The following is a 23,210-nucleotide window of genomic DNA, read 5'->3' as shown; positions in this document are numbered from 1 at the left end:
CTTCAACCTCAAGAGAACTCGAAGGGAGTTACAAAGTGAAAACACGCCTACTGGGAGGCATTGCAGCACTGCTTTTGGCAGTCATTGGCACCGTCTTGCTGGTCACCTATGTTCAGGGGGCCGACAAACGGGCGCAGCAAGGGCTTGATCCCGTTACCGTACTTGTCGTCAAAGAACGCATTCCCGCCGGAACCAAGGCAGAGGAACTTCAGTCCAAGGTCAAAACCGAAACTTTGCCTCAATCCGCTGTGGCACCGGGGACTATCAACGCCCTCACTGATCAAAAAGGCAAGGTCACTTCCTCTGACCTCCAGCCAGGTGAGCAGCTTTTGGGAGTAAAACTGGTCAGCCCTAAAGAGCTGGTCCCGGGAACCGTTCCCGTTCCCGAAGGCTTGCAGGAAGCAACCTTTGTTCTTGCCCCGGAGCGCATGCTGGGCGGCCGGGTGGAGGCAGGAGATACAGTTACTGTCTTTGCCTCCTTCAAACTCGACGAAGCCGTGCCGGCAGGAGCCAACCTACCTACTGGATTGACGGGGTGGAAGAACTTCACCGAGCTCCTGTATCACGACGTTCTGGTCACCGCAGTCCAGCAGGCAGCACCCGATGCGGAAAAGTCGGCCGGAACGGAAAAGGCAGTCGCTCTTCCCAATGGCTCGGCGTATGTCACTGTGGCCCTGAGCGACGCCAACGCTGTCAAGATGGTCTTCGGCGCAGAGTTCGGCACACTATGGCTCTCCAAGCAGACAGAGAAGACTGTCAAGAGCGATCCCCCAACAACCACATTTGGAGGGCTGGTCCAATGAGCCGCTTCGTAGCCATCACCGCGGTCCGGGACTTTGAAGCCCGGATCCGACAGGCCATTACTGGAGCCCTGCACGGCGAGCTTCAAACCTTGTCACCCGCCGTGCTCCAAGACGGCACTGATGAAATCTTCAAGCAGTTGACCGGGGCTCCTCCCGAGGTCATGATCCTCGGCCCAGGAGTCAATCCCGACGATGCTTTCAAACTGGCCACAGTGATCGACCTTCAGTATCCGGAAATCAGCCTGCTGATGGTAGCCGACCCCACTGCGGATGTCGTGTTGAAGGCCATGCATGCCGGAGTCAGGGATGTGGTGGCACCTGAGGCTGAGGTCAACGAGCTTCGCGTCCTCCTGGAGCGCGCGTGCTTGGCGGCCGCCAGCCGGCGACGTGGAATGCAACCTGCTGCCGAGTCCGGGCAGGAGCGGGGCCGGGTCATTGCCGTCATGTCGCCCAAAGGTGGAGTTGGCAAGACAACCGTGGCAACCAACCTGGCTATCGGGCTGGGCGCCGTAGCACCCATGAGCGTCGTGATCGTGGACCTGGATTTGCAGTTCGGGGATGTTGCCTCCGGCCTGTTGCTGGAACCGGAACATTCCATCACCGAGGCGGTTCACGGTGCTGCTGCCCAGGATTCCATGGTCCTCAAAGCATTTCTCACGGTCCATCCCGCTGGCATTTACGCACTTTGCGCACCACAGAAGCCGTCCGATTCGGACTACATTACCGCCGACCACGTCACCCGGCTCCTCAATCAGCTGGCGACGGAGTTCAAGTACGTCGTGGTGGACACAGCACCAGGTTTGGGCGAACACTGCCTGGCGACCTTGGAGTTGGCCACTGACGGGGTCTGGGTCTGTGGGATGGATGTCCCGAGTATCAGGGGTCTCCGGAAATGCTTCAGCGTGCTGAAGGAGCTGCAGCTTCTACCTCAAGGCCGTCATACTGTCTTGAACTTCGCGGACAGGAAGAGCGGTCTTTCCGTACAGGATGTCGAGGCCACCATTGGGGTTCCCGTTGACACCGTGATCCCTCGTTCCAAGACCCTTCCTTATTCCACGAATCGTGGTGTTCCCGTGCTGCAAGGAACCGCCCGGGATGCATCGATCAAGGGGCTGCGAAAGCTCGTTCAACGATTCGATCCTCGGTTGGAATCAACACCCCAGAACAAATTGCACCGGAGGGTGGTGGTGTCGTGAAGCTGTCAGAGAGATTGACCAAAAACAACCCTCTTCACCCAGGTGCTTCCACAGATCCGGAGGCGGGAAACTTCGTTGCGGCCGAGGACAACAATGGATTGTCCTCGGTGTCACCACCGATCCTAGGTGGTGTACCTACCGCTCCGGCGGTGGATGCACTGGCTGGTCTCAAGCAACGAGCAGCATCTTCTCTTTTTGCACGCATAGGAAACCGCATGGGGGATACCTCCTCGTCCGAGGAGGACCTTCGGTCCTTCGCAGTGGAGGAACTCTCAGCCGTTATCGACGAAGAGCAAGTACCCCTATCCCCAGAGGAAAGGCGCCGGCTGATCCGCGAGATTTCCGATGAAGTCATGGGCTACGGTCCGTTGCAGCGATTGTTGGAAGACCCGTCGGTCACAGAAGTCATGGTGAATCGATTCGACCAGATCTACGTGGAGCGTCACGGTCACCTGGCATTAACGGAGCTGCAGTTCAGCTCGGATGACCACCTTCGGAAGGTCATCGAACGGATCGTTTCCAAGGTGGGACGTCGCATCGACGAATCTTCTCCGTTGGTGGATGCACGACTGGAAGACGGCTCCCGCGTCAACGCGATCATCCCGCCGCTGGCTGTCAACGGCCCATCGCTGACCATCAGGAAATTCAGCCACGTTCCGCTCACGGTGAGGAACCTCATCGAATGGGGTTCCATGAGCCAGGAGATGGCCGAGCTGCTGAGTGCGTGCGTCCGGGCGCGGTTGAATGTGATCGTCTCCGGCGGTACGGGTACAGGAAAGACGACGTTGCTCAACGTCCTGTCGTCCTTCATTCCTGAGTCCGACCGCATCGTCACCATCGAAGACGCCGTTGAACTGCAGCTGCAGCAGCGCCACGTGGTCCGTTTGGAGAGCAGGCCACCCAATATCGAAGGCAAGGGTGAAATCACCATCCGGGACCTCGTGCGGAACTCTCTCCGTATGCGTCCCGACCGCATCATTGTGGGAGAGGTTCGTGGAGGTGAGTCTTTGGACATGCTCCAGGCGATGAACACGGGGCACGACGGCTCACTATCAACTGTCCATGCCAACTCTCCCCGCGACGCAATTGCGCGCTTGGAGACGCTGGTACTCATGGCCGGAATGGACCTTCCGCTGCGGGCCATCCGGGAACAAGTGTCATCTGCCGTCGACCTCATTGTTCAGGTCACCCGCCTACGTGATGGTAGCCGGCGGGTAACCCACGTGACCGAGGTGCAAGGCATGGAAGGAGATGTTGTCACCCTCCAGGACGCGTTTCTTTTCGATTACTCGGCCGGGTTGGATGCCCAGGGCCGTTTCCTGGGCAAAGCCGTACCCACGGGTATTCGGCCCCGTTTCCTCGATCGTTTCGCGGAGCTCGGCATTCAGGTTTCCCCCGCGACCTTCGGTGCGGTTCCCGTTACAGTGGGGAGGCGATAACGGTGGATTCTCCAGCATTCTTCGTCCTCGCCGTCTCGCTCTGCGTGGCCGCCCTCATTGTCGTGGTAGCCGTTGTCCTGAAACCTCAGAACGGCCCTATCCCTGTCGAGCGTCGCCGGGTGGACCTGCCTCAGGATAATTCAGCAGTGGGGCGTGTTTCGGAGTCCGCCGTACGCTTCGTTGACGTCGCCCTTGGCAAGTCAGGCGGGCCTTTCAACCGCGAGGTTCTCTACAACGCCGGCGTCAAACAGGCGCCCGCCGACGTGACCGTCGTGGTTGTCATCGCGGCCGTACTTCTTGGAGGCTTCGGCTGGCTCCTGATTAATCCCTTCATTGGCATTCTGCTAGCTATTGCCACTCCCTTTGGGGCGAAGCTGATCCTTGGTGTGAAGACAGGAAGACGCCGCGGGAAGTTTGAGATGCAGCTAACGGACACCATCCAGATGTTGATTGGCGGCCTTCGCGTGGGGCACAGCATCATGAGGTCGTTGGAGGCCGCGGCCCAGGAATCGCAAGCCCCGACGTCGGAAGAACTGGCCCGGATTGTCAACGAAGTGCGAATCGGCAAGGACCCACGGCAAGCGCTGGAAGATTGTGCCAGCCGCATGGACAGCGAAGACTTCCAGTGGATCGGGCAGGCAATCCAAATCAACCGCGAGGTGGGTGGGGATTTGGCCGAGGTTTTGGAACAAGTGGCAGGAACAATCCGGGAGCGAAGCGAGATCAAGGGGCACGTACGCGCCCTGAGTGCTGAAGGCAAGATGTCTGCCATGGTCCTGATGATTCTTCCTGTAGCCGTGGGGCTTTTCATGTCCGCGTTGAACCCCGGCTATATGAGACTCTTCGCCGAACACCCCATTGGGATTGCTCTGGTGGTAGTCAGCGCGCTCCTGTTCGTTATCGGAGGCTTCTGGATGAGCCGCACTGTAAAGATCAAGTTTTAGGAGACAACGCTCATGACTCCCATCGCATGGCTCATTATTGGCACCATCGTCCTTCCACTCGGCTACTTCGCCTGGTCACTGCTCAGCATTGACCGTAAGGGCGTTGTTGCCATTCAAAGCAATCTCGGGTCGGGCTTCGCTCAAGGTAGTGGGGTGAACCTTAGACGACAGCCCCTCCTGCTGGGCGTTGCCAGGAAACTAACCCCCGGCAGCTACGAAGCCAGACTGGATCATTGGCTCGCGCTTGCCGGCCGCCCGATGTCGATGCCGTTGCCTAGGCTCATCGCCCTGAAACCGGCACTCGCGTTAGCGGGAGCACTCGGCGGAGTATTCCTGTTTCTCCTCAGTCCCGGACCTGGAATGGTAGGACTGGGCCTCTTCCTGACTGTGTTTCTTTACTTCCTTCCAGATCTCCTGGTCTACAACACCGGGATCAAGCGGCAGGAGGCCATCAAACTCGAGTTTCCGAACACCCTGGATCAAATGCTGATTTCAGTCGAAGCCGGTCTTGGGTTCGAATCGGCGATGGAACGGGCATCCTCGCAGGGGTCGGGTCCCCTGCCCCATGAGCTGATGCGCACGCTGCAGGACATCCAGGTGGGACGTCCCCGGCAGGAGTCCTACGAAGCCTTGGCCGAACGATGCGCTGTACCAGACGTTCGTAGTTTTGTCCTCGCCGTCATACAAGCCGACAAGTATGGCATCGGCATCGCGAATGTCCTCCGGGCCCAAGCCAAGCAAGCACGCGTCAAACGGCGTCAAAGCGCTGAAGAGCGTGCCATGAAGTTGCCCGTCAAGGTGCTTTTTCCGCTCCTGTTCTGCATTTTCCCGGTGCTCTTCATAGTCCTTCTGGGTCCGGCAGTGATCAAGATCATGCAGGCGTTCAGCTGATCTTGCCCCGCTGGAAATAGACCGGCACTTCGCGGATCCCAGACCACGGAGTGCCACAACGGCCCCCTTCCGGTACCCAGAGCCGGGAGGGGGTCCTCCAATGCCCGGACGCCAGGGAAAAAACTACTGTCGTCGCGCCCGCGTCAGCTCAGCCCGGGCCAGCAGCTCGGCGTCCGTTGGATAGGCAACTTCTTCCAGCACCAACGGGTGGGGTGCGGCCAGAACGGACTTGGCATCCCGCTTGCGTTCCAGCAGCCGCGAGTGCAACCAGCCAGGAGACTCCAAGCCCTCCCCCACACGCAGCGCAGACCCCACCAAGGAGCGCACCATGTTGTGGCAGAAAGCATCAGCCTGAACGGTGGCAACAATGACACCATCGCCGGCACGGTCAAAGGTGAACTTCTGCAGCTCACGAATAGTAGTGGCACCTTCCCGTGGCTTGCAGTAGGAACGGAAATCCTGAAGTCCAAGCAAAGCCGCAGCGCCTTGGTTCATCAGCGAAACATCCAGCGCAGTCTTGTGCCACAGGGTAATCCCCCGCAGGACAGGGTCCCACCGCTCCGGGCCATAGGCGATGCGGTAGCTGTACCTCCGCCACAAGGCAGAAAAGCGGGCGTCGAAGCCCTCGGGCGCCAGGCCGGCGTCGTGCACTTCAACGGCCCCCGTAAGGTCACCGAGAATCCGGCTCAAGGCGCCACGGAGCCGCCGCAAGAGCGCGACGCCGGGATCGAGTTCGTGCCCGCGCGGCAGAGACAGCCACTCGGCTTCGGTCAGGTCCAGGTGAACCACCTGCCCGCGGGCGTGGACGCCGGCATCAGTTCTGCCGGCAACCGTCACACGGACCGGCCGTTGCAGCAAGAGAGCCAGTGCTTCTTCCAAAGAGCCCTGAACAGTCCGGAGACCCGGCTGCAATGCCCACCCGTTGAAAGGACCGCCGTCGTAGGAGAGATCAAGCCGGACACGCAAAAACCCGCCGCCCCCCAAAACGGGGGCAGCGGGTTTTCGTTCGTTCATAGACTTAAGTCTACTGTGAAGAATTCAGTGAATTACTTCTTGTCCTCAGCGGCCGGAGCCTCTTCGGTTTCAGCAGCTTCAGCTTCAGCAACCTCTGCCTCAGCGGCCGGAGCCTCTTCGGTTTCAGCAGCTTCGGTCTCTACGACCTCTTCATCAGCAGCCGGAGCTTCGGCAGCCGGAGCAGCCTTGGCAGCGGCAGCCGTTGCTTCAGCAACAACGGCCTGCTTAGGGGAAACCGGCTCGAGAACGAGCTCGATGACAGCCATGGGAGCGTTGTCGCCCTTGCGGTTGCCGATCTTGGTGATGCGGGTGTAGCCACCATCGCGGTTGGCAACGGCGCCGGCGATGTCGGTGAACAGCTCGTGGACAACGCCCTTGTCGCTGATCAGGCCGAGAACGCGGCGGCGGGAAGCGAGGTCGCCACGCTTGGCGAAGGTGACCAGACGCTCTGCGTACGGCTTAAGGCGCTTGGCCTTGGTGACCGTGGTGGTGATGCGCTTGTGCTCAAACAGAGCAGCTGCCAGGTTCGCGAGCATCAGGCGCTCGTGAGCCGGGCCGCCTCCGAGGCGCGGACCCTTAGTGGGGGTAGGCATAATTATTTCTCCTGTTATGTAAGCCGGTCAGGTCCATCGCTGGACCCGGCGGCCAAGATCTGCTGTTTAGAGCTCGTCGTCGCTGAACGCGGCGTCGTCCTCTTCGATGGCTGCGGCGCGGGCTGCGAGATCGAAACCGGGAGGGGAGTCCTTGAGGGACAGACCCAGTTCGACGAGCTTTGCCTTGACCTCGTCAATGGACTTCGCACCGAAGTTACGAATGTCCATCAGGTCAGCCTCGGAGCGGGCAACGAGTTCACCCACGGTGTGGATGCCCTCACGCTTGAGGCAGTTGTAGGAACGGACGGTGAGGTCCAGATCCTCGATCGGCAGAGCCATGTCAGCTGCCAGGGCAGCGTCCGTCGGCGACGGGCCAATCTCGATACCTTCAGCTGCGGTGTTCAGCTCACGAGCCAGACCGAACAGTTCCACCAGGGTGGTGCCTGCGGAAGCAACAGCATCGCGCGGGGCGATTGCCTGCTTGGTCTCGACGTCGACAATGAGCTTGTCGAAGTCGGTGCGCTGCTCAACACGGGTAGCTTCCACGCGGAAAGTTACCTTCATGACCGGCGAGTAGATCGAGTCAACCGGAATACGGCCGATCTCGGAGTCGCCGGACTTGTTCTGAGCTGCCGAAACGTAGCCACGGCCGCGCTCGATGGTCAGTTCGAGTTCGAACTTGCCCTTCGAGTTCAGCGTGGCAATGTGCAGATCCGGGTTGTGGAATTCGACGCCGGCCGGCGGAGCGATGTCCGCGGCGGTGACGACTCCGGGGCCCTGCTTGCGCAGGTACGCAACAACCGGCTCATCGTGCTCGGAGGAAACCGAAAGGTTCTTGATGTTCAGGATGATCTCGGTGACATCTTCCTTGACACCCGGAACCGTGGTGAACTCGTGCAGCACGCCATCGATCCGGATGCTGGTTACAGCGGCACCGGGGATGGAGGAGAGCAGGGTACGGCGGAGGGAGTTTCCGAGGGTGTAGCCGAAGCCCGGCTCCAGCGGTTCAATGATGAAACGGGAGCGGTTCTCGGATACAACTTCTTCAGACAGGGTGGGGCGCTGTGCAATGAGCACTTAGGTTTCCTTTCGGCGAGCATCCGCTATATGACGCAACACAGGTGGTGGAAATCGGCTTCGGTTTCCAGCCTGACCAGCCGGGCCATGCTGATGGATGATCGAAACCATCCATAGCAGGCCCGGCCGGTCAGGCAGGGAAGACCTAATTAGACGCGGCGGCGCTTCGGTGGGCGGCAACCGTTGTGGGCGCTGGGGGTGACGTCCTGGATGGAGCCAACCTCGAGGCCAGCGGCCTGAAGTGAACGGATTGCGGTTTCGCGTCCGGAACCCGGGCCCTTGACGAATACGTCAACCTTGCGCAGACCGTGCTCCTGAGCGCGCTTTGCAGCAGCTTCGGCAGCCATCTGGGCAGCGAACGGGGTGGACTTACGGGAGCCCTTGAAGCCAACCTCACCGGCGGAAGCCCATGAGATGACAGCACCGTTCGGGTCCGTGATGGACACGATGGTGTTGTTAAAGGTGCTCTTGATGTGCGCCTGGCCAAGCGCAATATTCTTCTTATCCTTGCGACGCGGCTTACGAACCGCTCCACGAGTCTTCGGGGGCATTGTTTCTCCTACAGAAAGTTATCGGGGGAAAACCAGGTCAATCCCGAGGGATTAACGTCCGGCCTTCTTCTTGCCGGCGACGGTGCGCTTCGGACCCTTGCGGGTACGTGCGTTGGTCTTCGTACGCTGTCCGCGTACGGGCAGGCCCTTGCGGTGGCGCAGGCCTTCGTAGCTGCCGATCTCTACCTTGCGGCGGATATCAGCGGCTACCTCGCGGCGAAGGTCACCCTCAACCTTGTAGTTGCCTTCAATGTAGTCACGCAGCTGGACCAGTTCGGCGTCAGTCAGGTCCTTGACGCGAACGTCAGCGCTGATGCCGGTGGCAGCCAGGGTTTCGTGTGCACGGGTCTTGCCCACGCCGTAGATGTAAGTAAGCGCAATTTCCAACCGCTTTTCGCGGGGAATGTCTACGCCAGCGAGACGAGCCATAGTGGCGGTACTCCTTGAATAAACCGGAGGTCGTAGGCAGTACACCCACACGTTCCGTGTGGCCCCAGCCTCCGACCGGGGGTTCGCTGACCAGGCTCTGAAATGCAGTCCTGGCACAGCTTGTGCTGCCTTTATTTACTTGCGTGGGCTAGCAACCCAGGTTTGCCCTTGCGGGCGCTGATTCCCGGAAGGGGAATTAGCCCTGGCGCTGCTTGTGGCGCGGGTTCTCGCAGATCACCATGACCCGGCCGTTACGGCGGATCACTTTGCACTTGTCGCAGATCTGCTTGACGCTCGGCTTGACCTTCATGGCGTTCCTTTGCGTGTTTTGCAGTTGATCTGCTGGAGCGGCTTAGGCACTGTTGCCTGGCCGCCCAGCAATTTACTTGTAGCGGTAGACGATACGACCACGTGTGAGGTCGTATGGGCTCAGCTCAACCACTACCCGGTCCTCGGGGAGGATTCGAATGTAGTGCTGTCGCATCTTCCCAGAGATGTGTGCGAGAACGACGTGCTTATTGGTGAGCTCAACACGAAACATCGCATTGGGCAGCGCCTCAGTCACAACGCCCTCGATCTCAATGACCCCGTCCTTCTTGGCCATATCCTCCGCTAACTGTTGTTTGCCGCCGTCCTTCAGTAGGCACCGAAGATCCAGCGGACGTTTTTTGTTTGCTTGGCCACCTTGGAGCCACGACACCAAAAAGGGCGTGGCTGCACAGACAACCAACAAATAACTCTACGCCAATCGGGCCGGAAAGTTAAATCCGTCCATGGTAGCGCAAGGGTCGGCCGCCGTCACTCCCCCGCAGGCCTGAAAGCCGGGAATTCGCCCGCCGCCGTCGAGACACTTTCCCCAGCCCGGACGCCGTCGAGTATCGCCAGCCTGACGGCTTCCGCCGCGGCGCTTTGGAGTGTTATCAGCGAAACCTGCCGCGCCTGTTCGGTACTGCGGTCAAGCCCGACGGCGCCGGTCGCCAGGGCGAATACGGTGTCACCGTCCGCCAAGGTATGGGACGGATCCAGGGCCCGCGCCAAGCCCGCATGCCCGGCCGAGGCAGTCCGCTTGCATTCGGCCACATCAAGGGCAGCATTCGTGGCGATCACCACCAACGTTGTATTGAGTCCCTGCGGCGGGGCCGTCAATGGCGCTTCCCGTTGGCCCTCCGGGCCTGGAGCCCGGCGGCGCGCGTCCAAGGGAGGAACGACCGAGCGCGCAGAGGACTTCAGGTCCGGAGGGCCAAACAACGGCGAGCCGAGCGCGTTCACCACTGCAATAGCCCCAATGACCACTCCGCCATCAAGAGTGATCGACGACGTTCCAATCCCGCCCTTGAACTGGCCACGCGCTATCAGCGCACCAGTGCCGGCACCCACGTTTCCACGTTCGACGGCGGCCTGGTCACCTGAGGCGAACGCTGCGGCGGCCGCTTGGTAACCCATGTCCGCGTCGGGTCGCGCCTTCACGTCACCACCCCGACCGAGATCAAAGATGGCCGCGGCAGGCACAATCGGCACTACAGTCCCCGGAACAGCAAACCCCCTGCCCTGCTCCTCACACCACAGCTGCGCCCCACCAGCCGAGGCCAACCCAAAAGCACTGCCTCCGGTCAACACCACGGCATCCACAGTGGAAACCAGGGTGGTCGGATCCAGCGCGTCGGTCTCATGAGTCCCCGGACCTCCACCACGAACATCCACGGAGCCCACAGTCCCCACGGGAGGCAGCACCACGGTCACCCCGGACAACCACCCCTCCCCCACCCTCTGCACATGCCCAACCCGTATGCCCGCAACATCGGTGATCGAATTCATGGCTCCATTCTCCCCTGCGGACCCAAACAAACTGCGGTAGGGCTGGCACCCGGCAGCGCGCGTCCAAGGTGGGCCCACGACGGCCGGGTTCCCTGGCCGAGCTTGCGAGGTTAGGGCGCCGTTGGGGCGGCACGACCGAGCGCGCAGAGGGGTTCAGCCCGACCGCGGCGTGGGGCGGAGGGGCAAAGTGGGAGCCCGGCCTCGAATACGAACCAGCGAGTAACGCCGGGTAAACGGGTTGGGAAGTGTAAGACAACTATCGCTACGGGGCACCAATTTGGCCCAATCCCCTGCTGTGCATGTGGTGAGCTAAGCCTGTCTTCGCCGCCCCGGTCCGGGAGCTGGCGCCCCTGTTCGCCCGAAAACGTAAGTGACCCATGACTACCCGACAGATCCACAGCAGCACTGCGCCTGCCGGCAGGCCAGAGACAAAACCGCATGCCCCGCCGCTTGAGCCAGCCAAGGACCTCCCGGCCAGGAGACGCTGGTCAGGCCGCAGCCGGAAGGACTTCCTGGTCTTCCTTGCCATGGCTTTGCCGAACCTCGTGCTGATCGGCACCTTCACGTACTGGCCCCTGATCAACAACATCTATTACTCCACGCTGGATTGGACGCTGGGTTCTGCGTCAGCCACGGTGGTGGGGCTGCAGAACTATGTCACGTTCTTCACCAGCGAGGACGCAGGCAAGGTTCTTGGCACTACGGCGATTTTTACGTTGGTGACGGTCGGTGGCTCCATGGTCCTTGGCTTGCTGGTTGCCCTTGCCTTGAACTCCAGAGTCCGCGGAACCACGTTCGCGAGGTCCGCAGTGTTTGCCCCTTATGTACTGTCCGGGGTGGGCGTCGGGTTGGTGTGGCTGTTCATTTTCGATCCCGGCTATGGCGTGCTGGCCTGGATTCTTCGGGCGTTTGGCCAGCAGAGCCCGCAGTGGATCAACGATCCCCAGTTGTCCTTGGTGATGGTGATCATCGTTTACGTGTGGAAGAACCTGGGCTATTGCGCCGTGGTGTACCTCGCAGGGCTCCAGTCCCTTCCCCAAGATGTCATGGAAGCTGCAGCGCTTGACGGGGCAAACAGCGTGCGGCGCTTCTTCAACATCTCCCTGCCGCTGCTCTCTCCCACCACGTTCTTCCTGCTGATCACCACCATGCTCAGTTCCTTGCAGGCGTTCGACCTCATCCGCATCATGACGCCGCTGGGCAATGGCACCAGCACGTTGATCTACGAGGCCTACCTGCAAGCATTCGGCGCCTATAACCGTGCCGGCTATTCGGCCGCCATCTCGGTGATCCTCTTCGCCATCCTGCTGATCATCACGGTCCTCCAACTGCGGTTCGTTGAGCGAAAGGTCCACTACTCATGAGCGCAACCTCACCCACCGCCGTCGTGCCTTCACCGGACACCGTGCCTTCACCGGACCCACAGCAGGAAGCGAGCCAGGAGCCGCAGCAGCGGCCGCGTCCCTTCTCCAGCGCGAACCTGCTCCAGACTGTGGCAACCGGCTACGTTCCGTTGATCATCGCCACATTGGTGGTCTTTTTGCCCCTGCTGTGGATGCTGTTGAGCTCTTTCAAGCAGCCGGGCGAGATCGTCACCATGGACCTGAAGCTGCTGCCGGAGTCGCTCAACGTGGAAAACTACGCGACGGCAATGACCACTGTCCCGTTTGCGCAGTTCTTCGCCAACAGCCTGATCGTGACCCTGATCGGTTCATCCATCAAAGTCATCCTGGCCATACTGACCGCCTATGCGTTGGTGTTCGTGCGCTTCCCGTTCAAGAACGTGATCTTCGTGCTGATCCTGGTGGCCCTCATGGTCCCGGCCCAAGTCTCCATCCTGCCCAACTACATCCTCATCGCAGGCATGGGTGGCAAGAACACTTTATGGGGCATCATCCTCCCCGGCCTCGGTACGGCATTTGGCACTTTCCTGCTGCGCCAACACTTCCTGACGCTGCCGCCGTCGATCCTGGAAGCCGCGGAAATTGATGGGGCCGGCCACTGGCGGCGGCTGTGGCGGATCATTGTGCCGGTCTCGGTGCCATCGATCGCCACCGTGGCATTGGTAACAGTGGTCAGCGAATGGAACGACTACATTTGGCCGCTCATCATCACCGACCGCCCCGAAACCATGACGTTGCCTGTGGGCCTGACGCTGCTGCAGAACTCCGAAAGCAATGGCGCCGGGTGGGGAATCCTCATGGCCGGAGCCGTACTGGTGATCGTCCCCATCCTCCTGGTGTTCGCAGCACTCCAGCGCTACATCGTGGCCGGCCTGACCCAAGGCAGCGTCACCGGCTGATTTCTCCCTTCCGCACCATTCGCATCGAAACACCAGTAAAGAGTTATTGAGAGGAAGCACCATGCATACCAACCTTGACCGCCGACATTTCCTGGGCCTGGCCGGACTCGGCGCCGGAGCAGCAGCACTTGCCGCTTGCGGTGGGCCTTCGACGGCGGGCCCGGCAGGCGTCGTCGACACTGCAGGGATCGACTTCAATGGCGTGAAGCCGGCCGCCTCCATTGACTTCTGGACCAACCACCCAGGCAAGTCGCAGGACGTGGAGAAGGCAATCATTGAGAAGTTCCACGCCAAGTTCCCGGAGATCAAGGTCAACCTGGTCACGGCCGGCGCGAACTACGAGGAAATTGCACAGAAGTTCCAGACGTCGCAGGCCGCGAAGACCGGTCTCCCGGCCCTGGTGGTGCTCTCGGACGTGTGGTGGTTCCGCTACTTCTCCAACGGCAGCATCATCCCCTTGGACGGACTGGTGAAGCAGCTGGACATTAAGATCGATGACTTCCAGAAGTCGCTGGTGAACGACTACAAGTACGACGACAAGCAGTGGGCCCTCCCTTATGGCAGGTCCACCCCGCTGTTCTACTACAACAAGGACCATTTCAAGGCCGCGGGCATCCCGGACCGCGCACCGGCCACATGGCAGGAATTCGCAGAATGGGCTCCGAAGCTCAAGGCCACCTCCGGCGCGCAGTACGCCTACATCTATCCCGCGCTTGCCGGATACGCGGGTTGGACCCTGCAGAACAACCTGTGGGGCTGGGGCGGCAGTTGGTCCAAGGACTGGGACATCACCTGTGACTCGGCTGAGTCCGTCGCGGCACTGCAATGGGCCCAGGATTCGATCTACAAGGATGCGTGGGCCGGTGTTTCCTCCAAGGAAGCCGCGGACGACTTCGCCGCAGGTATCACTTCATCCACCATTTCCTCCACCGGTTCCCTGTTGGGTGTACTGAAGGCAGCCAAGTTCAATGTGGGCGTCGGCTTCCTTCCAGGCGGTCCCGAGGTAGCCAGCGGAGTGTGCCCGACCGGTGGTGCCGGCCTCGGTATCCCAAGCGGCGTCACCAAGGAGGAACAGCTGGCTGCGGCCACGTTCCTGAAGTTCATGACCGAGCCTGAGAACACGGCCGCCTTCTCCGCCGCAACCGGCTACATGCCCACGCGCCTTTCAGCCGACATGTCCGCTGTTCTCGCCGCGACCCCACAGATCAAGACCGCCATGGACCAGCTCTCTGTTACCAGGGTCCAGGACAACGCCCGGGTATTCCTTCCGGGCGCGGACCAGGAGATGGCCAAGGCCGCGGCCAAGATCCTCACGCAGCAGGGCGACGTCAAGGCAACCATGACGGAGCTGAAGAAAACGCTCGAGGGCATTTACACCAAGGACGTGCAGCCCAAGCTGAAGGGCTGAATCCTCCTTCAGGCATGACAAGAGCCGGGCTGCTTCAGCAGTCCGGCTCTTGTGCTTAGGGTTGTACGGCTCCAGGTTTACGGGAGCGGTGCAGGGATTACGGCATAGGTACAGGCGTTACGGGATCGGTACAGGCACGACGCCGAGCGGCGCCAACTGCGCGGCGCCTCCGTCCGGTGCGGACAGGACCCAAATGCCTTTTTCGTGCACGGCTACGGAGTGCTCCCACTGGCAGGAACGCTTGCCGTCTGTGGTGACCACGGTCCAGTCGTCGTCGAGGGTGGCGGTCTCGATGCCGCCACGGACCAGCATGGGCTCAATGGCCAGGCACAGACCGGGGCGGATCTTCGGTCCGCGGTGGCCGGTACGGTAGTTCAGCACATCCGGTGCCATGTGCATTTCCGAACCAATGCCGTGCCCTACATAGTCTTCAAGGATGCCTAACGGCTTGCCTTGGACCGAGGACACGTAATCATCAATGGCGTTGCCGATATCGCCGACAAACTTTCCCTTGGCGAGGGCGGCAATACCCCGCCACATGGCAGCCTCGGTAACGTCGGAGAGCCGCTGGTCTTCGGGATCGGCTGCACCGACAATGACCGTCCGGGCCGAGTCGGAATGCCAGCCGTCCACAATGCAGCCACCGTCGATGGAGATGATGTCACCGTCGTTGAGGACCTTGTTTCCAGGGATCCCGTGGACCACTTCCTCGTTGACGGAGGTGCAGATGGTTGCGGGGAAGCCGTGATAGCCGAGGAAGTTGGACTTGGCTCCTGCATCGTTGAGGACCTCGGCAAAAACAACGTCCAGGTCCGTGGTGGTGACGCCCGGCTTGGCCGCCGCAACTGCAGCGTCAAGTGCTCGGCTCAGGACAAGCCCGGCCTCCTGCATCTTGCGCATTTGCTCGTTGGTCTTGTATTCAATGCGGGGCTGACCGAACGCCATGTTCTCCTCTGGAAGATTTGCTGATGGAGCCAATCATGCTCCGTGCTTGAACCATTTTCCCGCATCGGCCACTGTGGTCGAAATTGGCTCGACTCCCAGCTCCTGTCGGAGTCGATTCAAGGAGTAAGTCCGCTCACGCCCGAGTTGGCTGACCGCGTACCGGGTGAGCCGCGGATTCCGGCCGCCCAGCCGGGCAATCGCCTCCGAAACTCCGGCAATGGCCATGGCCGCAGGTTCCGGGAGATACCTGATATTCACTCCCTCCAGTCCGGAGGCATCGAGGACCTGCCGCAGCACTGCGCCCAGTTCAACCGGCTCAGCATCGGCCACGTTCACTGCACCCCGGACTTCGGATCGACAGGAGGCCAGGACGGCTTCAGTCAGATTCTCCACGTGGGTCAGTTGGTGCTTGACCCTGGCATGTCCGACGCTGAGCAAAGTACTGCGCCTGATGTTGGCGATCAGGCGCGGCAACAGCGTCCGGTCACCTGGCCCGTAGACACCGTGCGGGCGCAGTGCCACGGCATTGCCGTGACGACGGGCTTCGACGTCGGCGAGCGCCTTGCTGCGTCCGTAAGCGTTCAGGTGGTGCGTCGCTACTTCGTCCTCGGCCCTGTTGATGCATGCTTCCCACCATGGGTAGACGCTGGAGCTTGAGATGTGGACCAGGCGGGTCCCTGCGAAAGCCTCTGCAACGGCCCGCGTACCCAGGACGTTGGCCCGGTGGAAGACCGGAGGAGCACCCCAGTCTGCAACATGTGCTGCGGCATGCACCACCGCGTCAACACGGGGAAGCCGCGCAGGCGGAAGACCCGTAAGGTCCCAGTAGTCCAGTCCGGCCGTGCGCTGCCTGGCGAAGCGAACCACTTCCCACCCCCGCGCCTCCGCTGCGCCGGCTACGGCTCCTCCGATGAATCCTGTGGCGCCGGTGACCGCGATCCTCATAGTGCCGCCTTTGGCTGGGAGCGTGTTGCGAACTCCTGCCGTAATGCTGCACGGTCGGGTTTCCTGTGCCGGCCGCCCGATGGGATGGACTCCAAAACTTCAATATGGTCCGGGAGGGCGGATTCATCGATAAGCCTTGGCAGTTCACGGGCAAGTCTCGACACCAGCGTGCCCGGATTTTCGCCGCTTGATCCCACCACGGCCAACCACACTGCCTCATCTCCGACCTCATCGGCGACGCCCACCATCACTGCCTGCCGGACCCCGGGGACGCCTGCGATCACGGGCTCATAAAGCGCCGGGTAGATGTTGGTCTTCCCCCGGATGATCATGTCCTTCTTCCGTCCGATCATCACCAACCTCGGCGCGCTGCCGTTGCCATTGCCGCTGCCGTGGTCAAGCCGGACCAGGTCCCCCGTGGCGTGCTCCACCATCGGCTCCTCACCCAGATAGCCGTGGCACACGTTGGGACCTCGAACAAACAGTTCGTGGTCTTCAGCCACCCGGATTCCGACGGCGGGAAGCGGCTCCCCGAGGAAGTCACCTTCACCGCTTCCGTCGGGGGCTGTTATTTCCGCGTCTGTTCCTGAGGCGAAGGCCAGTTTCTCGTGTCCGTCGGCTATGGAGATGGGGAGCGCTTCGGTCATGCCGTAGATCAATTTGAAGTCGATGCCGGGGAGCAAGTGAACGGCGCGCTTCAGGAATGGTGCCAGAACCGGCGCCGCCCCAAGCATGACCGTCCTGAGGGAAGCAGGCAGACTGACCGTACCGGCCTCGATCGAATCCAGGATGGGCGCCAACTGTGACGGCACCAGGAAAAGGTGGGTGGCGCCGTCGTATGCTGTCTTTTGGCCAGCCACAGGCCCAAGCTCGGCGGCAAGCCGAAGAGGGTCGATGTGGGCGGAAAACCCGTACGCCGGCATGGTCCAGTGCGCACCCGCGATGAGGGCCGGAAGCCCCATCATGAGCTGCTCGGAGTGGACCCTGTCACCTTCATTGAAGGTGCAGCGCGTGGTGAGTTGTTCAAACCCCGCGGCAAGCGATCCACGGGTGTGGACCACTCCTTTGGGAGCGCCGGTGGTCCCCGAGGTGAAGATAATCACTGCCTCCTGGGCCGATGCGCCCTGCCCGTGGCTGGAAACGCCGGCGTCCCATACTTCCTCTACCCCATTCCTTGTTGCCAGGTTCCTGACAGGGGTTGCGCCCCTGGGTACACCCGGCAGCCACGGACCTGAGTAATAGTGGCGCACATCCATGGCACCGTAATCCGGAAGGAGGAGACCCCTGCTCCGGGCCACCGGACGCAGCGGGCTTTTAGTGCTCAGTGCATACAGTAATGACTCAGCCGCTGCCCAGCGCGGCGATGCGAGGCCGGCACGGTCCCGGAAGAGCGCGGGACCTATCCCCGGGTCGATAAACACCACCGAGCCACCCGCGCGCACGGCACCCAAGGCGAGGGTGAACGCTGCGGGGCTGGGCCGCACGGAGAACAGCATGCGTTCCCCGGGGCCGAACCCATCTTCCCTCAGACTGCGTGCCGTAGCCTCGATCCCGTCCACGAGTTCGCGGTAAGTGATGGTGTGTCCGGGCTTCACGCGATCGGCGCCCCGCCTGACCCTGATGCGGCGGACTTTACCCGGGGCTGTGATGGCAGGGTGTTCCGGGAACCGTTCCGCTGCCGAAAACACGGCAGCGATCAAGTCGGCAGCGGGTGACTGTTCAACAGTCGCCTCAGGCATTCGCCAACTCCAAACTCTTGTATCCCGGAATGAGAACGCCCCTGCTGATACGTCGGTTGGAGATGGTCCAAGGGTGCTGAAGGTACCGGTTCAGCAGCACGTCCAGGGCGGCATTGATCTCGGCCATGGCCAAGGGCATGCCAATACAGAAGTGTGCACCGGCACCGAACCACAACTGGCGCGCTTCCGGGGGCACGGCCGCGTCGGGATCGAAACCACGCAGGCTTTTGGCTGCGTGGATGGTGGACAAGAGAATGCGGTCTCCCGCGCGAACCTTGGTTTGCCCGATGAATCCCGGCGCTACCGCATCCCTGAGCATCATGGGCGAAGGCACCGTGAAGCGCAGCGCCTCATTGACTGCGGCAGGAAGCAGCGCTCGGTCCCGGGCCAGTTCCTCAACCCGACCGCTGTCGTTGAGGAGGGCCACCATCCGCGGAAGAAAGGAGACCAAAGTTTCGGTGCCCACCATGACAAAAGCACTGATGATGCCCATGGCCTCGTCCTCGGACATTCCCAGTTCCCGGAGCCTTCCGGGAAACGTCCCTGGATCACTCTCCCGGTATGCCGTTCTGGCCGGTCCGGCCAGGACTCCGACGGCGGAACGGCCCTTGGCGATCTGCCGCACCGTCAGGGTAGGGCGGCCCAGGCGGACAAGGGAGGAGATCGAAGAACCAAGATTGAAAAGCTCCTTGTTGGGAAGCCTGCCAGGAGCGTCGTCCGGCACGCCCAGCATCCGGGAGATCACTCCCCCGGCGAGATCCTTGACGCAGTCCACCACATCAACTGAACGCCCCGCGTCCAGTGCCTTGCAGAAGTGTGAATCGAAGGCTGACGCTGCGGGTTCCACTATCCCGGCTACCGATCGCGGTGTGAACAGATCACTCAGGCGCTGCCGCAATCTCTTGTGCTCTTCGCCATCCATGTTCACCAGGGCTTTGGGGCCAACAACAGGGGTCCAGAGGGCACCCGAGCCGGAGGGTCCGTCCTTGATAAACCTCTCTTGGTCCAGGAGAACCTCACGGACCAAAGCTGCCTCGCTGACCAACACCCCCACACCCGGAAGCCTCACCACCGGCTTCAGGCTCCCCAAGCCCCGGATCGTGGGATAAAGCAGCGGATGGGCGCCCCGGTGAATGCGCCGCTCCCATTGCCCGGCAGTGGATCGGTCCACCGTCAACGGATATCCACATGTTCGGGCCGGTACCGGTGGTCTGCGTACCACGCCAGGGTGTTCTTCAAGCCCCAGGCCTTGACGCGGCGCGACGAGCCGAAAACGACAACATCGCGCCGCAGGGCGTAGTTCCGTGTCAGCTTCCTTACCTGGTTGGACAAGGCCCTGTCCTCATGGAGGTCCTCGATACTGGACCGGGGGAATCCGCCGCTGCGGTGATACATGTCCGAAGTGATGGCCATGTTGCAGCCCGGGAGCATCTGGTAGGGCCCCAAGTAGCCCTCGCCCTTGTTCCCGGGACGGATGCGACCAAAGAACGAAGCGACCTCCACCGCAAGCAACATCATTCGACGTTCGCCTGCGCTGATCCCCTCATCTAGCCTCGGATTCAATTGGCCGGCGATCAGTTCCAGCCCGTCCTCGAACGCAGCCATGATCCTTGCAGTCCAGTCAGGGGCGGCGAGGCAATCGGAATCGGTGCGGGCCAACCATATGGCGCCGTGCTCCACACCGAACCGCATGCCGGTGTCCGCTGCCGCGCCGGTACCCTTCTGCTCCTCAACCAGGAGGCGGATATCCATCTCTGGATGATCCGAGGCGAACTCTGCCACGATGCTGCGGCTGCTGTCAGTGGAACCGTTGTCCACAACCACCACAGTGAAGTCCTTGAACTCCTGTGCCGCCAGGGACACCAGGGTCTGACGTACCAATTTTTCCTCGTTCAGCATCGGAACAGCGATGCACAGCGGCCTGGTGGGATCCGTGCCCGCCGACGCCATGTTCACAGTTCCTGGCTGCGGGTTCACGGCCGTCACAGCCGCACCACAGCCATGCCCAGGCTCACGCCGCCGGCCAGGCCCACCAAGGCCACGAGATCTCCCGGTCCACACCGCCCACTGTCCATGGCCAGTTTCAGTTGCAGGGGAAGGCTGACCGAGGCAAGGTTGCCGAAGTCCTCCACGGAAGGGACCAGCAATTCCATGGGGACACCTGCGCGCTTGGCAAAGATATCGCGGTAAGGAGCACTGACCTGGTGGACGCACACCACGGCGAAATCCGTCCATGACAACCCAAGCCGGTCAAGGGTTTCGTCGAGGAGCCCGGACCCCAGATCGAGGAATGCGTCCTTCAGCTTCTCGCCATCCATGCTGAAATAGCTGGCCTCCGGGTCACGGGGAAAAGCCGATCCGCCTGCCGAGAGCGTTCCCACGGACCAGTGGCTGCTTTGGGCAGTGAAGGCCATGGACAGGATTCCGGCCGCTCCTTCGGGTCCTTGTGGCTCCGGGTCTGCCGCCTCCAGCAACACTGCGGCACCGCCGTCGCTCATGGTGTATCCCGGAAAGCCGGACGCAAAAGTCTCGAAGTCCGGAACTGTCCATCGGACCGCCCTCGACGGGGATTCGCCAGTGGCCACCACAACACGGTGGTAGCGTCCGGTGGCGATCAGGGAGTCCGCTACCTCCACACCGTTGAGGAAACTGTTGCAGGCGTTCTTCACGTCCATTACGGGGCAGGCGAGCCCCAGCTTTGCCGCAACCATGTGCCCTGTAGCCGGCTCCACCATGTCCTGGCTGGCCGAAGCGAAAATCAGGAGGTCCACGTCCGGAGCCTGTAGTCCGCACCCGGCCAGAACCTTGGCAGCAGCATTTGCCGCGAGGTCGGAGGCTTGTTCGGTATCAGCCATGACGCTTCGGAATCGGATGCCCGTAACGCGTCCTATCAGCCCCTTCGGGACCCGGAACCCTGGACTGCACTCACCAATACGGCGCTCGACAGTGGCCGTGTCCAACCGTCCGGGCGGCAGGTAAACCTCGAGCCCCGAAATCCGGCTGTGCCTGGATAAAGCAGTGTGCATGCGGTCCCCCAATAGTCAGCCGCGAAACGAAAAGGGTGTGCCCCGCACCAATGGTACGGGACACACCCTTAGCTCCAGAGCCGGGTAATCCGGCTATGTGGAAAACAAGCTAGACGGCCTTGGCCGACTCGATCGCCGTGAGGACACGATCGGTAACTTCATCGATACCGCCAATGCCATCAACCTGCGTGAGGATGCCACGCTCGGCGTACTTGGCCACAACGGCTTCGGTCTGCTCGTGGTACAGATCGAGGCGGTGACGGATCACGGTCTCGTTGTCGTCCGAGCGGCCGGTTTCCTTGGCACGGCCAAGGAGACGGGTCACCAGTTCTTCGTCGTCGGCGGTCAGCTGGAGCACGACGTCGAGCTCCTGCTGTCCTTCGGCGAGGATCTGGTCCAGGTAATCAACCTGGGCAGTGGTGCGCGGGTAGCCGTCCAGGAGGAAGCCGTTCTCCACATCGCTCTGGCTCAGGCGGTCGCGAACCATGTCGTTCGTAACGCTGTCCGGAACGAAGTCGCCTGCGTCCATGTACTTCTTGGCTTCGATGCCCAAGGGGGTTTCGCCCTTGACGTTGGCACGGAAGATGTCGCCGGTGGAGATGGCGACTACGCCGAGGCGCTCGGAAATCCGCTCAGCCTGTGTACCCTTGCCCGAACCGGGAGGTCCAATGATCAGCATTCTCGTCATCGCAAAAGCCCTTCGTAGTGACGTTGTTGTAGCTGCGCATCAATCTGCTTGACGGTTTCCAGGCCGACACCCACCATGATCAGGATTGACGTGCCACCGAACGGGAAGTTCTGGTTGGCATTGATCAGGACGAGTGCAACCAGCGGAATCAACGCCACGAAGCCCAGGTAGAGGGCTCCCGGCAAGGTGATCCTGGAAAGCACGTACTGCAGGTAGTCCGCGGTCGGTTTACCCGCCCGGATGCCCGGAATGAACCCGCCGTACTTCTTCATGTTGTCCGACACTTCTTCAGGGTTGAAGGTGATGGCCACGTAGAAGTAGGTGAAGAACACGATCATGGCAAAGTAAAGCGCCATGTAGATGGGGTGGTCGCCACGGGTGAGGTTGTTGTTGATCCACTCAACCCATGGAGCCATCTGCTCCCCTGCTGCCGGCTGGTTGAACTGCGCAATCAGTCCGGGCAGGTAAAGCATGGAGGAAGCGAAGATGACGGGCACGACGCCGGCCATGTTCACCTTGATGGGAATGTAGGTGCTGGTTCCACCCACCGTGCGGCGGCCAATCATGCGCTTGGCATACTGGACCGGAACCCGGCGCTGGGACTGTTCCACGAACACAACCAATGCCACAGTCAGCAAACCAACCGCCAGGACGGTAAAGAATGTGCCCGGGCCCTTGGTCTCCCAAATGGATCCGAGAGAGCCGGGGAAGCTGGCCGCGATGGAAGTGAAGATGAGCAGCGACATACCGTTGCCCACGCCCTTTTCCGTGACGAGCTCGCCCATCCACATGATGAGGCCGGTACCGGCCGTCAACGTGATGATGATCAGGATGGTCGCGATGATGCTCTCATCAGGAATGATGGGCAGGTTGCAGCCCGGGAGCAGTTGACCCGAGCGGGCCAGCGACACCAGCGTGGTGGCGTTCAGCAGGCCCAAGGCGATGGTGAGGTAACGGGTGTACTGGGTCAACTTTGACTGTCCCGATGAACCCTCTTCGTAGAGCTGCTGGAACCGGGGAATGACCACCCGAAGCAACTGAACGATGATGCTCGCCGTGATGTAGGGCATGATGCCCAAGGCAAAGACTGAGACCTGCAGCAACGCGCCGCCGCTGAACAAGTTCACCAGCTGGTAGATGCCCTGCGAGGTTTCACCGTTGTTCAAGCATTGCTGGACATTCTGGTAGTTCACACCAGGCGAGGGGATGAAAGCTCCCAAGCGGAAGATTGTGATGATTCCCAGCGTGAACAACAACTTGCGTCGCAAATCAGGCGTCCGAAACGCCCGGCCGAATGCGCTTAGCAAGCGTCCTCCTGAGTAGAAAGTACAAGGATGTGATGGGGCTCAATGAAACCCAACAACCGAGTCTAACTGCTTGTGACGCCGTCGTAATAATCGAGAGT

24 protein-coding genes are annotated in these 23,210 nt (G+C 61.2%); 8 read left to right on the top strand and 16 right to left on the bottom strand.

Annotated elements, in window-relative coordinates; translation table 11 throughout:
• Positions 1 to 35: 35 nt before the first annotated feature.
• From cpaB to AC6JA3_RS06715, 5 genes are all read left to right on the top strand, one after another.
• Positions 36 to 803 carry a Flp pilus assembly protein CpaB gene (gene cpaB / locus AC6JA3_RS06735; RefSeq protein WP_347783004.1) on the top strand — a complete coding sequence of 256 codons (768 nt, stop codon included), beginning with the start codon at positions 36 to 38 and terminating at the stop codon, positions 801 to 803.
• Positions 800 to 1,999, top strand: a complete 1,200-nt coding sequence (locus tag AC6JA3_RS06730) for a CpaE/TadZ family protein (RefSeq protein WP_347783002.1) — start codon at positions 800 to 802, stop codon at positions 1,997 to 1,999. The genes cpaB and AC6JA3_RS06730 overlap by 4 nt, the downstream gene beginning before the upstream one ends.
• Positions 2,000 to 2,097: 98 nt before the next feature.
• Positions 2,098 to 3,438, top strand: coding sequence for a TadA family conjugal transfer-associated ATPase (locus AC6JA3_RS06725; protein ID WP_347783641.1), 1,341 nt, complete (start codon positions 2,098 to 2,100; stop codon positions 3,436 to 3,438).
• A 2-nt stretch (positions 3,439 to 3,440) separates the two neighbouring features.
• Positions 3,441 to 4,382, top strand: coding sequence for a type II secretion system F family protein (locus tag AC6JA3_RS06720; protein ID WP_347783000.1), 942 nt, complete (start codon positions 3,441 to 3,443; stop codon positions 4,380 to 4,382).
• Between the two features lie 12 nt (positions 4,383 to 4,394).
• Positions 4,395 to 5,273: a type II secretion system F family protein gene (locus AC6JA3_RS06715; protein WP_347782998.1), complete on the top strand. Its 879-nt coding sequence runs from the start codon at positions 4,395 to 4,397 to the stop codon at positions 5,271 to 5,273.
• A 123-nt stretch (positions 5,274 to 5,396) separates the two neighbouring features.
• Here AC6JA3_RS06715 and AC6JA3_RS06710 read toward each other — a convergent pair whose 3' ends face one another.
• The 8 genes from AC6JA3_RS06710 to AC6JA3_RS06675 form a co-directional block, all read right to left on the bottom strand.
• Complete coding sequence (locus AC6JA3_RS06710; protein WP_497920013.1) at positions 5,397 to 6,287, bottom strand: tRNA pseudouridine synthase A; 891 nt, start codon at positions 6,285 to 6,287, stop codon at positions 5,397 to 5,399.
• A 32-nt stretch (positions 6,288 to 6,319) separates the two neighbouring features.
• Complete coding sequence (gene rplQ / locus AC6JA3_RS06705; protein ID WP_347782996.1) at positions 6,320 to 6,880, bottom strand: 50S ribosomal protein L17; 561 nt, start codon at positions 6,878 to 6,880, stop codon at positions 6,320 to 6,322.
• Positions 6,881 to 6,946: 66 nt separating this feature from the next.
• Entirely contained in the window at positions 6,947 to 7,957 is a 1,011-nt protein-coding gene (locus AC6JA3_RS06700) for a DNA-directed RNA polymerase subunit alpha (RefSeq protein ID WP_011775567.1), read from the bottom strand.
• A 149-nt stretch (positions 7,958 to 8,106) separates the two neighbouring features.
• Positions 8,107 to 8,508, bottom strand: a complete 402-nt coding sequence (gene rpsK / locus AC6JA3_RS06695) for a 30S ribosomal protein S11 (RefSeq protein WP_014922380.1) — start codon at positions 8,506 to 8,508, stop codon at positions 8,107 to 8,109.
• A gap of 51 nt (positions 8,509 to 8,559) precedes the next feature.
• Positions 8,560 to 8,937 carry a 30S ribosomal protein S13 gene (gene rpsM / locus AC6JA3_RS06690; protein WP_011775569.1) on the bottom strand — a complete coding sequence of 126 codons (378 nt, stop codon included), beginning with the start codon at positions 8,935 to 8,937 and terminating at the stop codon, positions 8,560 to 8,562.
• 196 nt (positions 8,938 to 9,133) lie between these two features.
• On the bottom strand, positions 9,134 to 9,247 hold the full coding sequence (gene rpmJ / locus AC6JA3_RS06685; RefSeq protein WP_011775570.1) for a 50S ribosomal protein L36: 114 nt from the start codon (positions 9,245 to 9,247) through the stop codon (positions 9,134 to 9,136).
• Positions 9,248 to 9,319: 72 nt separating this feature from the next.
• Positions 9,320 to 9,541, bottom strand: a complete 222-nt coding sequence (infA, locus tag AC6JA3_RS06680) for a translation initiation factor IF-1 (RefSeq protein WP_011775571.1) — start codon at positions 9,539 to 9,541, stop codon at positions 9,320 to 9,322.
• 194 nt (positions 9,542 to 9,735) lie between these two features.
• Positions 9,736 to 10,752: a P1 family peptidase gene (locus AC6JA3_RS06675; RefSeq protein WP_347782992.1), complete on the bottom strand. Its 1,017-nt coding sequence runs from the start codon at positions 10,750 to 10,752 to the stop codon at positions 9,736 to 9,738.
• Positions 10,753 to 11,129: 377 nt separating this feature from the next.
• Between AC6JA3_RS06675 and AC6JA3_RS06670 the strand changes: the two genes are divergently transcribed.
• The 3 genes from AC6JA3_RS06670 to AC6JA3_RS06660 all read left to right on the top strand — a co-directional run bounded on the left by AC6JA3_RS06670 (position 11,130) and on the right by AC6JA3_RS06660 (position 14,462).
• On the top strand, positions 11,130 to 12,116 hold the full coding sequence (locus tag AC6JA3_RS06670) for a carbohydrate ABC transporter permease (RefSeq protein WP_347782991.1): 987 nt from the start codon (positions 11,130 to 11,132) through the stop codon (positions 12,114 to 12,116).
• A complete protein-coding gene (locus AC6JA3_RS06665; RefSeq protein ID WP_347782989.1) occupies positions 12,113 to 13,054 on the top strand; it encodes a carbohydrate ABC transporter permease in 942 nt (313 codons plus the stop codon). Before AC6JA3_RS06670 ends, AC6JA3_RS06665 begins: the two co-directional genes overlap by 4 nt.
• Before the next feature lie 61 nt (positions 13,055 to 13,115).
• Complete coding sequence (locus AC6JA3_RS06660) at positions 13,116 to 14,462, top strand: ABC transporter substrate-binding protein (protein ID WP_026539824.1); 1,347 nt, start codon at positions 13,116 to 13,118, stop codon at positions 14,460 to 14,462.
• Positions 14,463 to 14,579: 117 nt separating this feature from the next.
• On the opposite strand, the gene map is transcribed toward AC6JA3_RS06660, so the two are convergent.
• The 8 genes from map to secY form a co-directional block, all read right to left on the bottom strand.
• Complete coding sequence (gene map, locus AC6JA3_RS06655; protein WP_347782987.1) at positions 14,580 to 15,407, bottom strand: type I methionyl aminopeptidase; 828 nt, start codon at positions 15,405 to 15,407, stop codon at positions 14,580 to 14,582.
• Between the two features lie 33 nt (positions 15,408 to 15,440).
• Positions 15,441 to 16,352, bottom strand: coding sequence for an NAD-dependent epimerase/dehydratase family protein (locus tag AC6JA3_RS06650; RefSeq protein ID WP_347782986.1), 912 nt, complete (start codon positions 16,350 to 16,352; stop codon positions 15,441 to 15,443).
• Complete coding sequence (locus AC6JA3_RS06645) at positions 16,349 to 18,091, bottom strand: class I adenylate-forming enzyme family protein (RefSeq protein WP_347782984.1); 1,743 nt, start codon at positions 18,089 to 18,091, stop codon at positions 16,349 to 16,351. The genes AC6JA3_RS06650 and AC6JA3_RS06645 overlap by 4 nt, the downstream gene beginning before the upstream one ends.
• Complete coding sequence (locus tag AC6JA3_RS06640) at positions 18,084 to 19,262, bottom strand: cytochrome P450 (protein WP_347782983.1); 1,179 nt, start codon at positions 19,260 to 19,262, stop codon at positions 18,084 to 18,086. The genes AC6JA3_RS06645 and AC6JA3_RS06640 overlap by 8 nt, the downstream gene beginning before the upstream one ends.
• A 2-nt stretch (positions 19,263 to 19,264) precedes the next feature.
• A complete protein-coding gene (locus AC6JA3_RS06635) occupies positions 19,265 to 20,077 on the bottom strand; it encodes a glycosyltransferase family 2 protein (protein WP_254779152.1) in 813 nt (270 codons plus the stop codon).
• Entirely contained in the window at positions 20,074 to 20,946 is an 873-nt protein-coding gene (locus AC6JA3_RS06630) for a 3-oxoacyl-ACP synthase III family protein (RefSeq protein WP_347782981.1), read from the bottom strand. The genes AC6JA3_RS06635 and AC6JA3_RS06630 overlap by 4 nt, the downstream gene beginning before the upstream one ends.
• 280 nt (positions 20,947 to 21,226) lie before the next feature.
• A complete protein-coding gene (locus tag AC6JA3_RS06625; protein ID WP_172324492.1) occupies positions 21,227 to 21,796 on the bottom strand; it encodes an adenylate kinase in 570 nt (189 codons plus the stop codon).
• A gap of 5 nt (positions 21,797 to 21,801) precedes the next feature.
• Positions 21,802 to 23,112, bottom strand: coding sequence for a preprotein translocase subunit SecY (gene secY, locus AC6JA3_RS06620; protein ID WP_026539816.1), 1,311 nt, complete (start codon positions 23,110 to 23,112; stop codon positions 21,802 to 21,804).
• Positions 23,113 to 23,210 lie beyond the last annotated feature (98 nt).

It is taken from the genome of Arthrobacter sp. TmtSoilC79 (assembly GCF_059739405.1).
This window is presented reverse-complemented; position numbering and strand designations above follow the sequence as displayed.